The sequence below is a fragment of the Bacillus seohaeanensis genome (assembly GCF_042684945.1).
Classification (GTDB): domain Bacteria; phylum Bacillota; class Bacilli; order Bacillales; family Bacillaceae_B; genus Rossellomorea; species Rossellomorea seohaeanensis.
Genome location: NZ_JBHUMF010000031.1, coordinates 1,051,630 through 1,065,124 on the forward strand (window position 1 = coordinate 1,051,630; position 13,495 = coordinate 1,065,124).

The following is a 13,495-nucleotide window of genomic DNA, read 5'->3' on the forward strand; positions in this document are numbered from 1 at the left end:
TAGTAAAAAATATCTAGAAGTTCCAAACCTTTTACTTCTTTAACCTTTTCTGCAAGTCATATAGATTATTAATAGCATCAAGCGGTGTCATCTCTAAAATGTCCAGTTGCTTTAATTGCTGTAATATTTTTTTCTCTTTTGGTGTAACAGGAGCAGAAGGCTTTTCCGTTTTTGTTTCCGATTGGAAGAAAGACAATTGTGCTAATTCCTCGTTAACTTCAGGTTTGTCTTCCTCTGCTTTCATTGGAACTGTTTCCGTTGTTTCTGCTTTCGATTCAAGTTTTAATAAAATTTCATTTGCTCTCTTAATAAGAGGCGTTGGCAATTGTGCCAGTTCGGCAACATGAATTCCATAACTTTTATCCGCCGCACCTTCACGAATTTTATGCAGAAACACAAGCTTGCCGTTTTGTTCCATCGCACTAACATGAACATTTTTCACTTTTGTTAACTCTTCTTCTAAGACAGTCAATTCATGATAGTGCGTAGAGAATAATGTTTTAGCACCGATATTTTCATGAATATATTCAATCATCGCTTGTGCGAGTGCCATTCCATCATAGGTAGAGGTACCTCTCCCAATTTCATCGAATAAAATTAAACTTTGCTGTGTAGCATTACTAATTGCATTTTTTGCCTCGAGCATTTCAACCATGAACGTACTTTGTCCTGAAATTAAATCATCCGCTGCACCAATTCTTGTAAAGACTTGATCAAAGATTGGGAGTGTTGCCTCGCTTGCCGGCACATAACAACCAATTTGAGCAAGAATAGAAGTTAATGCAAGCTGTCTCATATACGTACTTTTCCCTGACATATTCGGACCAGTAACAAGAAGAATCTCTCTCTCACTGTCCATATAACAATCATTCGGCACATATTCTTGGGCGTCCATCACTTTTTCGACAACAGGGTGACGACCATCTTTAATAAAAATACTTCTCTCATTACTGAATACAGGTTTCGTATAATGACGGTTTTCACTTACGGTTGCAAAACATTGTAAAACATCAATTTTACTTACTGTACGTGCTAAAGTTTGCAATCTTGGGATAAACTCTTTCACTGTTTCGCGGATGGTAGTAAATAATTCATACTCCAAATCAACGCTTTTTTCTTCCGCTTGCAGAATGAGCGATTCTTTTTCTTTTAATTCAGGAGTAATATAACGCTCCGCATTCGTCAATGTTTGCTTCCGTTCATATCTACCATCTTCTAAAAGATGCAGATTAGCTTTTGTCACTTCAATATAGTAGCCAAAAACGCGATTATATCCGACTTTTAGCGATTTGATTCCTGTTTTTTCCCGCTCTTGTTTTTCTAATTGAGCAATCCATGTCTTTCCGTTTCTGCTAGCATCACGATACTGATCGAGTTCGGCGTTGTAGCCATCGCGAATAATATTTCCTTCTTTAATCGATAGAGGAGGATTTTCCACTAAAGCTTGCTCTAAAAGGTCTGTTAACTCTTCGCATGGATCCAATTGCTGCACTAAATCAGATGCAATGGCGGTTTCCATTGATTCAAGAATATGCTTTAGTGCAGGGATTTGTCCGAGGGACCGATTTAACTGCTGCAAGTCACGTGCATTGACATTACCGAATGCGACACGCCCTGCCAATCGTTCTAAATCATACACCTCTTTTAACAACTCCCGTAAATCCTGTCTTTCAAAGAATTTTTCAAGCAACAACTCAACAAATTGCTGTCTCTTTTCAATCTCTTCTTGGTGAATCAACGGACGGTCTATCCATTGTTTTAACATTCTTCCACCCATCGCTGTCATCGTTTCATCTAATAGCCAAAGAAGCGAGCCCTTTTTCCCTTTCGAGCGGATTGTTTCTGTTAACTCCAAGTTGCGTTTTGAATAGTAATCCATTTTCATAAATTGATGAATATGATACATTTCTGCTACTTGCAGGTGATCCAAACTTCTTTTTTGCGTTCTATATAAATAGTGAAATAATCTAGCAACCGTTTCTTTTAATTTATCTTGCCCAAGAGACTCAAGAAGTCGCTCGAATTGCTCCGAAATAGAAGAATCCTTTTCAAAGGAAAGTGTTACTACTTCCCTTTCCCTTATTTTCTTCTGCTTCTCTTCTTCCATATCCGGATCAATAACTACTTCCTTTGCTCCAAGAGTAGAAAGTTCGTTTAACACATAATCAAACGTTTCGGGAATAAGCGTTACTTTTGTTTCTCCTGTAGAAAGATCAGAGTACGCAATTCCATATGTTTTATCAGGAAATACGGTAACAGATGCAATGTAATTATTTTCTTTATCTGCAAGACCTTTCCCTTCCATCACAGTTCCAGGAGTAATCAATTGAACAACTTCTCTCCGGACAACCCCTTTTGCTTGTTTCGGATCTTCCGTTTGTTCGCATATTGCCACTTTATAACCTTTTTGGATAAGCTGCTCTATATAGGTAGGAGAGGAATGATAAGGAATACCGCACATTGGAATTTTTTCATCTCCGCCGCCTTCACGACTTGTTAATGTAATTTCAAGTTCCTGCGATGCTTTCAGTGCATCTTCGAAGAACATTTCGTAAAAGTCACCTAAACGAAAAAATAAAAAGGCATCTTGATAGTCTGCCTTGATTTGTAAATATTGGATAATCATTGGAGTATATTGTGCCATGAATCTAACCAAACCTTTCCGACTAATTCTACTAATCTCAGCTTTTAATTATATCATATTTGAAACGGGACTAGCATTTACAAGATTGAGGAAATCGACAGAAGAAACTCTAGGAATGGCTAAAATGAAAAAGGAGTGGTTTAAAAAATAGGCTGTGTTCATAAAGTTAGTTTTCTATGGACAATGGACCATTTCTTTCCTCTCCAATCCACTCTATGTTTTCAACCGTTGTTAAGAATCTTTTAACAAGCAACTAAAGAATAAAACCTTCAGAGAATTGTCTCTGAAGGTTACTTGTGTATAAATTAATATTCTAAAAACTCAATGCGATTACCAAAGGGATCACTTACAAACATTCTTTCTCTATCTGTTAATCGAAAATCTTCCTTAAAGCTGATTCCATTCTTTGTTAAATGCTCTTTTAAGCTTCCTAAATTCGTAACAAGCAGAGCTGGATGAGCTTTTTTTGCAGCAATAAAATCCTCCTGTACACCAACATGAATTTCTTGCCTGCCACATTGAAACCAGCACCCCCCACCACTTTGTAAGCTCTCTGGTTTCGGAATTTCCTTTAACCCAAGAATATCAACAAAAAACTTTCTTGCTTCCTCTTCACACCCTTTTGGTGCCGCTAATTGAAAATGGTCAATACCGTTGAATGAAAATACCATATGTATCCCCCCTTTAGTTTTATTATAAAGTAGAAGGAACAGAAATAGTAATTCAAAAAGTGAAAGGGTAACGATAAGTTTCATTTTAGTTGACGTAATAATTTTTTAGTTAATAGTATGGGAAACGAAAAAGAAGCATCAAGTTTCTGATGCTCCCGGCTGAATGAAATTTTTCTAATTGACTTCTACTACATTGAAATGTATTACTATCCAATTATTGATCTAGCTTCAATTTTGCCAATGCGTCTGCAAGTGCAGTGTTGACGGGTTCGTCTTTTTGTTGTGTTTTCAAGTATTTATTTACATCTCGTTTGGACACTTTATTATTCTTTTCCTTTTTTCTGCGTTCGTTAAAGGTGGAGAGTTTTTCTTTATGTCCGCAAACACATACAAATTTTTGCCCTTCTCCTTGCCCAAACAAATTAAGTTTCTTGTGACACTTTGGACAGCGGGCATTCGTTTTTTTGCTGACATTTTTTCTGTGACCGCACTCTCTATCCTGACAAACTAGTTTCTTCCCATGTTTATTTTTAATTTCTAACATAAGATTTCCACAGTCGGGACATTTCGTTCCTGTTAAGTTATCATGAGAAAACCTTTGATTCGAGTTCTTTATTTCTTGAACAGACTTTTTCGCATAGTCTTTAATTTCTTTTATAAATACCTCTTTTTTTAGAGCACCTTTAGAAATCGCTTCAAGTTTTTGCTCCCACTCAGCAGTTAATGCTGGTGATTTCAACTCGGATGGAACTAAATTCAACAGCTGTTTTCCTTTTGACGTAATGGAAATTTCTTTTCCTCTTTGTTCAATTAAAGCTGTATTAAAAAGCTTTTCGATAATATCTGCTCGTGTAGCAACCGTTCCAAGCCCACCAGTTTCACCAATCGTTTTAAGCAGTTCTTTATTATTTTCCTGCATAAACTTTTTAGGGTTTTCCATTGCAGATAAAAGTGTCCCTTCATTAAATCGGCTTGGCGGTGTTGTTTTGCCTTCACTTCTTGTTACTGAGTGGAGTTTTATCTCGTCACCTTTTTCGATTTTTGGTAATTGGACATCCTTTTCTTCATCAAAATTATGCACATCTTTCCAACCATTTTGAATAACCCTTTTCCCGCTTGTAGTAAATGTCTCACTTCCGATTTTCCCTTCTACACTTGTTTGCTCGTATGTAAAAGGTGGGAAAAAAGCAGCCAGAAAACGTTTAACAATTAAATCATAAATTTTCCGTTCCCTGTCTGATAAAGCAGCCAAGATTGGTTGTTGTTCAGTAGGAATTATTGCATGGTGATCCGATACTTTCTGGTCATTCACATAGTTCTTCGATAAAGGTTTTGATTGCTTTAACGCGCTCATTGCATTTGCCTTATACGGACCAATTGCAACGGCATTTAGTCGATCTTTAAGTGTCCCCACAATATCCGATGACAAATGTTTAGAATCTGTCCGCGGGTATGTGACAAGTTTATGTTGCTCATACAACTTCTGCATAATCGAAAGTGTTTCTTTTGCTGAAAAGCCAAAGAATTTATGACCATCCCGCTGCAACTCCGTTAAATCATAAAGAGAAGGAGCGAATGATTTCTTCACTGTCTTGTTTACTTCTGTTACTTTTAATGTATTAGCATTTTTTATTTTACTTAAGATATTTTCAATTTCTTGCTCTGAAAAACATCTTGCATCTTTTGATTTCGGATTTCTCCAAGTAAAGGATAGTTTTTCTCCAGTTGCTTTTATTCCATAATACGTTTTCGGCTTAAATTGCTTTATTTCTTCTTCCCTCTCGGCAATCATTCCTAGTGTCGGGGTTTGCACACGGCCACATGACAATTGTGCATTATGTTTTGTTGTCAGTGCTCTCGTTGCATTAATCCCTACATACCAATCTGCCTCTGACCTTGCTTGTGCCGATGCATAAAGATTTTCGTATTTTCTCCCATCTTGTAAAGAACGAAATCCTTCTCTAATTGCTTTATCGGTTACAGAGGAAATCCACAATCTTTTTAACGGTTTCTTCACTCTTGCTTTTTCAATGATCCAACGAGCAACAAGTTCCCCTTCTCTGCCTGCATCAGTTGCGATGACAATATCGTGAACATCGTTTCGGTTCATTTGATTTTTCACTGCAGAAAACTGTTTTCCTGTTTTTCGGATAACGACCAGTTTAAGATGGGATGGAAGCATTGGTAAATCTTCTAACTTCCATGTTTTCAATTTTTCATCATACACTTCCGGGTCAGCCAATGTAACGAGATGCCCTAACGCCCAAGTGACAATATACTTATCCCCTTCAAAATAACCATTTCCTTTTTTCTTACAATTTAGAACTCTTGCTATATCTCTGCCGACAGAAGGTTTCTCTGCCAGAACCACTGTTTTTTTCATTGTAACAACCCTCTCAATTATGCTTATCAGACTTCATTTTACCATACTTATTGTACCCGTATCGATTTGTCATCCTCTTGTACCGGATTTTCATTGTCAGATCCATTTATGTGACTACAGACCACTCATATTTTTTTGCAGATTGTTTCCCTTCCATTCTCAGTCGTTTCTCCTTATTTCTGGACCGATACTTCTCTATTTTGAATCAATTATTTGTTCAAAGAATAAACTACTTTTCTATTATTCTATAATAAAAAAAACTAGGAAGAATGGTTCTTCCTAGTCAGATTTACTCTTCTTCAATTCCTTCTAAGAAATCAGGGTCTAGTTCTTCGAATTCATCATCGTCTAAGTCGCAATCCCAGTCGTCATCGTCGCATCCTTCAGGGTTCACGAGGACACATACTTTTGTTTCTCCGATAACTTCCACTAGGAATTCACGTTCTACATGGACAATGATTTTGTTTCCATTTGGTGAAATTACTGCTTCACAGCAATTAGGCTGTTGAAGTACACGAGCACAAACTTCTGAATCATCTAAGCAATCAGGGTCACGGTATTTTAGTTTGATGCAGTCTGTGTATTCCACTGTTTCCGTAACAACGGTTGTTTTTGTATTGTCACTGTGTGAATACCAAACGTTGATATCATAGCACCCATGAATTTCAACCTTCTTACCAACTTTGTGTGCTTTGTACTCGTGATTGATGATCCAGCAGCCTAATATGCTCGAAGGATTATGCGGTGGACAGATCGTATGATGAGACTGTGTGAATTTACGTCCCTTCGCTACGACCGCTTTAGTAATAATCTCTCTATATTCTGCCATTCGAGCGAACCTCCTCATTCATTTTCAATTCATCTTATGCGACAATATAGGTGTTTGTGCGAGAGTTTTTTTCCTATAAAGGATGTTCAATTTCCCGAAAAAAAACAACCGTCGAAAGTCCACATCAGCTTAACTATCCGCTTCCTTAAACTCCTCGGTTCTTTTTGTCCTTATGTCTGAACATCCCTTGCAAGTAGGATTGTTTCGAAGATAGTTCATTGTATGCTAATACCTAATGGATGTTCCGAGAACTACTATTATGGTAAGCTAAAAACAAATGCGAAAAAGACTTCTAGTCGCTGAAGAGCAAGATGTGACTTGTTCTTTTAGAACAGTAGATTTTACTGAGTTAAAATGGCTTTAATGGGGGGATAGGAAATGGAATACACAGGGTCTCGTGCTTACGAAGAAAATGCTTTTTTTGATCAGTTTATAAAAAGAAGAATGAGGAAAGAAAGCCCGAATAATTTAATTGAAAAGCCTGTATTGTTAGAGCTAATCGGAGATATTACTGGAAAAAGGATACTTGATTTAGGTTGCGGAGAAGGGATGTTCGGGGCTGAGTTACTTAATGATGGTGCAGCTTATTATCATGGTATCGATGGTTCACATAACATGCTCGAAAAAGCAAAAGAGCACTTAGCTCCATACCCACATTCAAGCTCTTCTCTTACGTGCATAGATTTAAATGATTGGACAGAAAACGCTTCTCAATATGATTTGGTCTTATCAAGAATGGTGTTTCATTATATCGAAGACTTAGAGCCGATTTTCAATAAGGTTTCTTCGACATTAAAACCAAACGGCTCATTTATTTTTAGTGTCATGCATCCTACCATCACAGCTACTTTCGATCACTTCACCGGCAAACAAAAACGGTCTCATTGGGTCGTTGATGATTATTTCTCTACAGGCAAACGCGTTGAACAGTGGATGGATCACTCCGTCGTAAAATACCATAAAACAATAGAAGATTATGTATCATTGCTTATACGCTCTGGGTTCCAATTACAAAACTTAAAAGAAGGAAAACCACGGGAAGAACTATTCGAAGATGTTTCCGAATTTAATAGAAGAAACCGAATCCCACTGATGCTTATTCTCTCCGCAACAAAAAAGTAATAGTAACGAAAAGAAGCAACCTCCGATGGTTGCTTCTTTTCATTACCTGTTAACAGCTTCCAGGTGTAGAATTCTTTACTTGCGAACCAGTTTCTCCACGTAAAAGATCTCCACCAGTGGACGTAATAATATTGTCTGTTACATTATTAGAAATAACAGATGCGACAATTTGAAGCAGATCATTTACGTCTGTTTGTGACTGCTTAAATTCCTGGACAACGGGAATTTCATCAATTTCCTTCTCCAGGTTTTCAATTTTTGCTTCAACCATTTTTAATGCTTCTGTTTTTCCGTAGTGTTGGAAGTTCACTGCTTGTTTTTGTAAGCTTTTGATACTCGCAATCATTTCACGAACTTTTTGGTTTTCATTAATTTGTGCCTCTGCACGTTTAAAGAAATCGACTTCTTCTGTTTCCGAAATCATTGTTGCAAGTTCTTCTGCTCGTTTCATAATGTCGTCTTTTGTATATTTTGTCATATCAGTTCACCTCTACCGCTTCTTCAAATTCAGTGCCGATTTGTCCTTCTTCCACGAATTCCCCAGTTAAAGACCAAGATTTTGCTTCTGTAACTTTTACTTTCACAATTTTTCCGATAGTCGTTTTCGGTGCTTTGAAGTTCACTAGTTTATTACGACGAGTATAACCAGCTAAAACGTCTGGATCCTTTTTACTCTCACCTTCTACTAACACTTCAACCGTTTGACCTTCGTATTTCTTTAATGCTGCTCCAGAAAATTCGTTTACAACCGCATTTAATCGTTGCAAACGTTCTTTCTTCACTTCCATCGGAACATTATCTTTCATCTTAGCCGCTGGTGTTCCTTCACGTGGCGAGTAAATGAATGTATAAGCAGCTTCAAAGCCTACTTCTCGATACATCGATAATGTCTCTTCAAATTGCTCTTCTGTTTCATTCGGATAACCGACAATGATATCTGTAGATAAGGCAACATCCGGCATTGCCGCTTTTATTTTGCGAACTAATTCTAAGAATTGCTCACGTGTATATTTACGTGCCATAATTTTCAATACATCTGTTGACCCAGATTGTACTGGTAAATGAATATGCTCTACAAGATTACCTTTTTTCGCAAGAACTTCAATTAAATGATCATCAAAGTCACGCGGATGGCTCGTTGTAAATCGGATACGCGGAATATCGATTTTACGTAGTTCATCCATAAGATCACCAAGACCATAATCAAGATCCTCGATATCTTTCCCATAGGCATTAACATTTTGGCCTAAAAGCGTCACTTCTTGATAGCCTTGTGCAGCTAAGTGACGAACCTCTTGAATAATTTCCTCAGGACGGCGGCTACGTTCTTTTCCGCGCGTATATGGCACAATACAGTACGTACAGAATTTATCGCATCCGTACATAATGTTTACCCATGCTTTAATATTACCACGGCGAACTTTTGGAAGGTTCTCGATAACGTCCCCTTCTTTTGACCAAACTTCTACTACCATTGCTTTTGACATATACGCTTCAGCAAGGATATTTGGTAAACGGTGAATATTATGCGTACCGAAAATCATGTCTACTTGTTGGTATGTTTTCAAGATTTTGTTTACTACCGACTCTTCTTGCGACATACAACCGCAAACACCGATTAATAAATCTGGCTTTTCACGCTTTAAGTGTTTTAAGTGGCCAAGTTCACCAAACACTTTGTTTTCTGCGTTTTCGCGAATTGCACATGTATTTAAAAGAATGACATCGGCATCTGCTGTTGAGTCTGTTGCTTCATAGCCTAGTGCCATGAAGATACCTGCCATAACTTCTGTATCATGTTCGTTCATTTGACAACCATACGTACGAATATAGAATTTCTTTCCGTCCCCTAATCCACGGAACTGATCATCAATTTTAAAATCATTATGATACTGAACCTCTTCTTTTCCACGCTTTTTTGCATCTTTCAAAGATGGTGGAATATACACACTCTGAAAATACTTACTATAATCCTTTTCGGATTTTTTGTCCGAAGGAGTAGCTGAATCTACTTGCTGCCCATGTTTACGTTGTTCTTCGTTCATGAAAAATCCCCTTTCTTACTCTCTATATTTCACGATGTAAAATCATTCATGTCATATAAAAATGAACTTCATTATTGTACAAGTAATCTTGCCATTATACTAGTATAAAGGTTTTTACTTCTGTAAACAATACACCACCTAAACTGTTAAAAAATCGATACATTTAAAAGGGGCTGACTCAAAACATCGCTTATCGCGATGATGAGTCAGCTCTTTTTTCTCTTTTTACCCTTTATATGGAAATTCCCCTTTAAAAAACACCTCTCTAGGGTGATTAGAGGGTCATTTTTTTGCTTGATTGTCCTTTAAGACTCCATTTTAGTAGATTATGGGCAACACAAATAAGCCCCCACTCTATGGTTGTTTTTTCGAGGCTTCTTACATGAAATCGTTGAAAGCGTTGGTTATGTTTTATTTGACCAAACACGGTTTCCACATCTATTTTTCTTTGGCTATAAATTTCTTTTCCTTCGGGTGAGTTTAACCGACTTTTCATCTTGTCACGCTGCTTCCGATTCTTCATCGAAACAGAGACACTTTTTGTATCTTTTCCTTTTGCACACGTTGATTGAAAAGGACATCCTTTACAGTCAACACAGCGATAGTTTCGCTTTACCGAGAAATATTCTTCTGAAACCTTCCGTTTCGATTCATGATGAAAGATTAATCGCTTTCCATTCGCACAGACAAACTCATCGAGGTCTTCATCGTATTCCATATTCTCTACCCGTTCTATCTTCGTTTTCCATGACTTCTTTTTTTCTTTTTCGAACGTGTTATAAGGAATATAAGCTGTCCGATTTTTATCCTCTAGGTAAGCGTAATTTTCTTCACTTCCATATCCCGAATCTGCGATGACGTTTTGGGGAAGTCCGATGTAGTCGGAGCGTTGTTCCAAATGAGGAATTAGACACTTGGGATCTCCAGCTCTTTGATGAAGGGAAAAGCCTGTAATAAACTGATTTTCTGTTCCTATTTGAACATTGTAACACGGCTTTAGTTGTCCATTTTTCATATGATCATCTTTGGTTCTCATAAAGGTAGCACCCTGATCTGTCTTTGAATAACTATTTCTACCTTGGGCAATGGCTCGTTGTTGTTCATATTTTTTCTTTCGAGGGAGTAGGTCTTTCTCTAATGAACGTTTCACTTTCTTTAATTCTCTGTCTTTTGGCTTTTTTTCAAGCTGCTCGTTCACTGTATTCATGGTCTCTTCAATTTGTTGAGAAGTGATTGGGTTTTGAGAAAGTTTTTCGTTCAGGTTGCTTTCCGTATCCGCCATTTCTTTTTCACGAACTTCTTCAATATCGTGAAGGATTTTACGAAATTTCTCATCCACCTTTTCTTCATAACGTTTCGTGGACTTTAACCATACCCATGTATATTTGTTGGCATTCGCTTCGATTTTTGTCCCATCTACATAGTAATCTTCCAGCTTTACCATTCCTTTATTATGAAGAAGATGGACGACAGAAAAGAATACATCATAAATAATCGACTTCATTCGTTCGGAGCGAAATCGATTAATCGTACGAAAATCTGGTTTTTGATGGTCACTTAACCACATGAAGTAAATATTTTCTTCGAGGGCTTTTTCGATTTTTCTTCCAGAGTAAATACGGTCAGCGTAGGCATAGACAAGAATTTTCAACATCATTTTAGGATGATAGCTACTTCGACCGCCACCCTTATATTGCTGAATTAGTACGGATTCACTTAGTTGTTCGACGGCTTCGTGAACAATACGGGAAAGGTGATGGGGAGGAATTTTAATCTCTAAATCTAATGGTAGAGTTAATTGGTTCATGTTATAATTAATAAAGGAAATATGATCATGTTTCATAAAAGAATCGTCCTTTCTTGGTTTAGTGTGTTGTGGTGACTTCATTATACTAAATGAAAGGCGATTCTTTTATTTTTTTGCCTTAAATGATAAAAAGAAAAGGGGCGACCCTCACAAGGTTTTTTTAAGAACCTTTTGGGTCAGCCCCTTTAGTAAATGGGCTTAGGTGCTTGTAACAGCGTCCGTTTCTTCCACATAACGTAAAGTAAGGAAAATACCTAGAAAAGGAGTTTAGTTTAAGGTGGAAAAGCAATTAAAACCGCTCTATCATCTTTCCAATCAAGATGTCATTTTTTTAAAATCGAAAATACAAGAATACGAGAAAAAGATAAAAAAATTGCAGGACAGCTATCTTTATGCTGAAAACCAATATTTAAAAAATCAGCTTCATGCAAAGGAAGAGGAACTCGACTTAGCATATGAACAGATTAGAATTAATGATCAACACGAAACAGAACTATCAAAGGAACGAAATAAACTCAATCAAAATAAGGAACATCTTGAAAAAGAATTACTTTCATTACACAAAATAATCGGTGACCGCGATGCCAGCATTCAGTTGCTCGAACGTAGAAAAAATGAAATAGAACAAAAGCTTCTTCAATCACAACTAGATACTCGCCAGTCAAAAAAAGATATCCAACTACTAAAACAAGAAAAAGAAAAAATAAACGAATTATACGAATCTCTTACCCGGGATAATAAACAACTTAACAATAAGTGGGTAAACGCTCAAAAGCGAATAGAAGCACAAAAAACAGAGATTTCCTCCAAATCGGAAAAAATCCAAGATTTAAAAATAGAAATAGAAAAAATGAGAAAACTCTATGAATCAATGCTTCAAGACAATAAACAACTTCATACTAAATTAGCAGATACCAAAAACGTGGTTATATCACAAAAAAACGAGATATCTACTAAAATGGACCAAATTCAAAACTTAAAAGTGGAAAAAGAAGCAATCAATGAATTATATGAATCGACGCTCGAAGAAAACAAACAACTTCTTAATCAATCAACAGATGATCAAAAACGAATAGAAGCACAAAAAACAGAGATTTCCAGTAAAATGGAGCAGATTGAAAATCTAAAAGCGGAAAAAGAAAAGTTGAATGAGTTATTTGAATCGACCCTTCACGAAAACAAACAGTTGCACACTAAATGGACAGATGAACGCAAACGAATTGCTGTACAAAAAGCAGAAATCTCTTCTAATTTTCAACTTATTGAAGACTTAAAGGCGGAAAAGGAAAAGGTTAAAAATCTATATGAAGCAACGCTACAAGAAGTGAAACAACTTCAGTCAAAGTCGATCAATGATCAAAAACGAATGGAATCACAAAAAACAGAAATCTCTAGTAAAGCTGCACATATTCAAGATTTAAATGATGCCCTTCACCATTCGGAAACGACAAAGAGAGAACTCTTCCAAACGTTACTATCGAAATCAGAAGAGCTCGAAAGATTAGTGACAGAAAGAGAACAGATACTGGAACGGTTTGAAGAATCAAAACAACAGTTAATAGAAGCGGAGAAAGGGAAAGCTCAATACTTTGAAGAAATCATTGAGGCATACAAAAAGCAATTTGAAGAAAACGAATGGTGGCTTACCAATCAGTTTGCAGATATCGACCGAATTACAAAAGAACAGCAAGAACGGATGGCCTCACTTGAAAATGATCAAGAAGAATCGGAAGAAAACTTTCAAGAATATAAACGATTCGTACTCTCTGGATTTCAAGAGTATGAAAATAGATTCTCCAGATTTTTAGAGAATATTAATGATTTAAAATACCAGAATCATTTATTAACTTCAAACCTTGAAGAAATAAAGGAATTTGTAAAAAAACAAAAAAGCACTGCACATACAAGAATCATTCAGAGACGAAAACAACAAAGTGCTAGCAATAGAAGAGGGAAGAAAAACCCTTGACATCATGGAACTTTTATCCAAATCA

The 13,495-nt window shown here is 36.7% G+C and carries 9 protein-coding genes; 2 read left to right on the top strand and 7 right to left on the bottom strand.

The annotated features are described in order from the left end of the window. Positions 1-31: 31 nt before the first annotated feature. The 4 genes from mutS to cotE all read right to left on the bottom strand — a co-directional run bounded on the left by mutS (position 32) and on the right by cotE (position 6,527). The gene (mutS, locus tag ACFSUL_RS18385; protein WP_377937342.1) at positions 32-2,644 is read right to left on the bottom strand and encodes a DNA mismatch repair protein MutS; all 2,613 of its coding nucleotides are present in this window, start codon (positions 2,642-2,644) and stop codon (positions 32-34) included. Between the two features lie 305 nt (positions 2,645-2,949). Next, complete coding sequence (locus tag ACFSUL_RS18390; protein WP_377937343.1) at positions 2,950-3,315, bottom strand: VOC family protein; 366 nt, start codon at positions 3,313-3,315, stop codon at positions 2,950-2,952. A gap of 214 nt (positions 3,316-3,529) precedes the next feature. Continuing rightward, the gene (locus ACFSUL_RS18395; protein ID WP_377937344.1) at positions 3,530-5,698 is read right to left on the bottom strand and encodes a DNA topoisomerase III; all 2,169 of its coding nucleotides are present in this window, start codon (positions 5,696-5,698) and stop codon (positions 3,530-3,532) included. A gap of 289 nt (positions 5,699-5,987) precedes the next feature. After that, complete coding sequence (cotE, locus tag ACFSUL_RS18400) at positions 5,988-6,527, bottom strand: outer spore coat protein CotE (protein WP_071412712.1); 540 nt, start codon at positions 6,525-6,527, stop codon at positions 5,988-5,990. Between the two features lie 378 nt (positions 6,528-6,905). Between cotE and ACFSUL_RS18405 the strand changes: the two genes are divergently transcribed. After that, the gene (locus ACFSUL_RS18405) at positions 6,906-7,649 is read left to right on the top strand and encodes a class I SAM-dependent DNA methyltransferase (protein WP_377937345.1); all 744 of its coding nucleotides are present in this window, start codon (positions 6,906-6,908) and stop codon (positions 7,647-7,649) included. A gap of 49 nt (positions 7,650-7,698) precedes the next feature. Here ACFSUL_RS18405 and ACFSUL_RS18410 read toward each other — a convergent pair whose 3' ends face one another. From ACFSUL_RS18410 to ACFSUL_RS18420, 3 genes are all read right to left on the bottom strand, one after another. Further along, complete coding sequence (locus tag ACFSUL_RS18410; protein WP_377937346.1) at positions 7,699-8,127, bottom strand: RicAFT regulatory complex protein RicA family protein; 429 nt, start codon at positions 8,125-8,127, stop codon at positions 7,699-7,701. A gap of 1 nt (position 8,128) precedes the next feature. After that, entirely contained in the window at positions 8,129-9,694 is a 1,566-nt protein-coding gene (gene miaB, locus ACFSUL_RS18415; protein WP_377937347.1) for a tRNA (N6-isopentenyl adenosine(37)-C2)-methylthiotransferase MiaB, read from the bottom strand. Positions 9,695-9,968: 274 nt separating this feature from the next. Next, positions 9,969-11,537 (bottom strand): IS1182 family transposase, encoded by a 1,569-nt coding sequence (locus ACFSUL_RS18420; RefSeq protein ID WP_377937348.1) that lies wholly within the window; start codon positions 11,535-11,537, stop codon positions 9,969-9,971. A 241-nt stretch (positions 11,538-11,778) separates the two neighbouring features. Between ACFSUL_RS18420 and ACFSUL_RS18425 the strand changes: the two genes are divergently transcribed. Further along, the gene (locus ACFSUL_RS18425) at positions 11,779-13,470 is read left to right on the top strand and encodes a hypothetical protein (RefSeq protein WP_377937349.1); all 1,692 of its coding nucleotides are present in this window, start codon (positions 11,779-11,781) and stop codon (positions 13,468-13,470) included. Positions 13,471-13,495 lie beyond the last annotated feature (25 nt).

What these genes read in the sequence shown, in the direction of transcription:
- mutS (WP_377937342.1), bottom strand. Translation starts at nt 2,644, where the DNA reads ATGGCACAATATACTCCAATGATTATCCAATATTTACAAATCAAGGCA.
- ACFSUL_RS18390 (WP_377937343.1), bottom strand. Translation starts at nt 3,315, where the DNA reads ATGGTATTTTCATTCAACGGTATTGACCATTTTCAATTAGCGGCACCA.
- ACFSUL_RS18395 (WP_377937344.1), bottom strand. Translation starts at nt 5,698, where the DNA reads ATGAAAAAAACAGTGGTTCTGGCAGAGAAACCTTCTGTCGGCAGAGAT.
- cotE (WP_071412712.1), bottom strand. Translation starts at nt 6,527, where the DNA reads ATGGCAGAATATAGAGAGATTATTACTAAAGCGGTCGTAGCGAAGGGA.
- ACFSUL_RS18405 (WP_377937345.1), top strand. Translation starts at nt 6,906, where the DNA reads ATGGAATACACAGGGTCTCGTGCTTACGAAGAAAATGCTTTTTTTGAT.
- ACFSUL_RS18410 (WP_377937346.1), bottom strand. Translation starts at nt 8,127, where the DNA reads ATGACAAAATATACAAAAGACGACATTATGAAACGAGCAGAAGAACTT.
- miaB (WP_377937347.1), bottom strand. Translation starts at nt 9,694, where the DNA reads ATGAACGAAGAACAACGTAAACATGGGCAGCAAGTAGATTCAGCTACT.
- ACFSUL_RS18420 (WP_377937348.1), bottom strand. Translation starts at nt 11,537, where the DNA reads ATGAAACATGATCATATTTCCTTTATTAATTATAACATGAACCAATTA.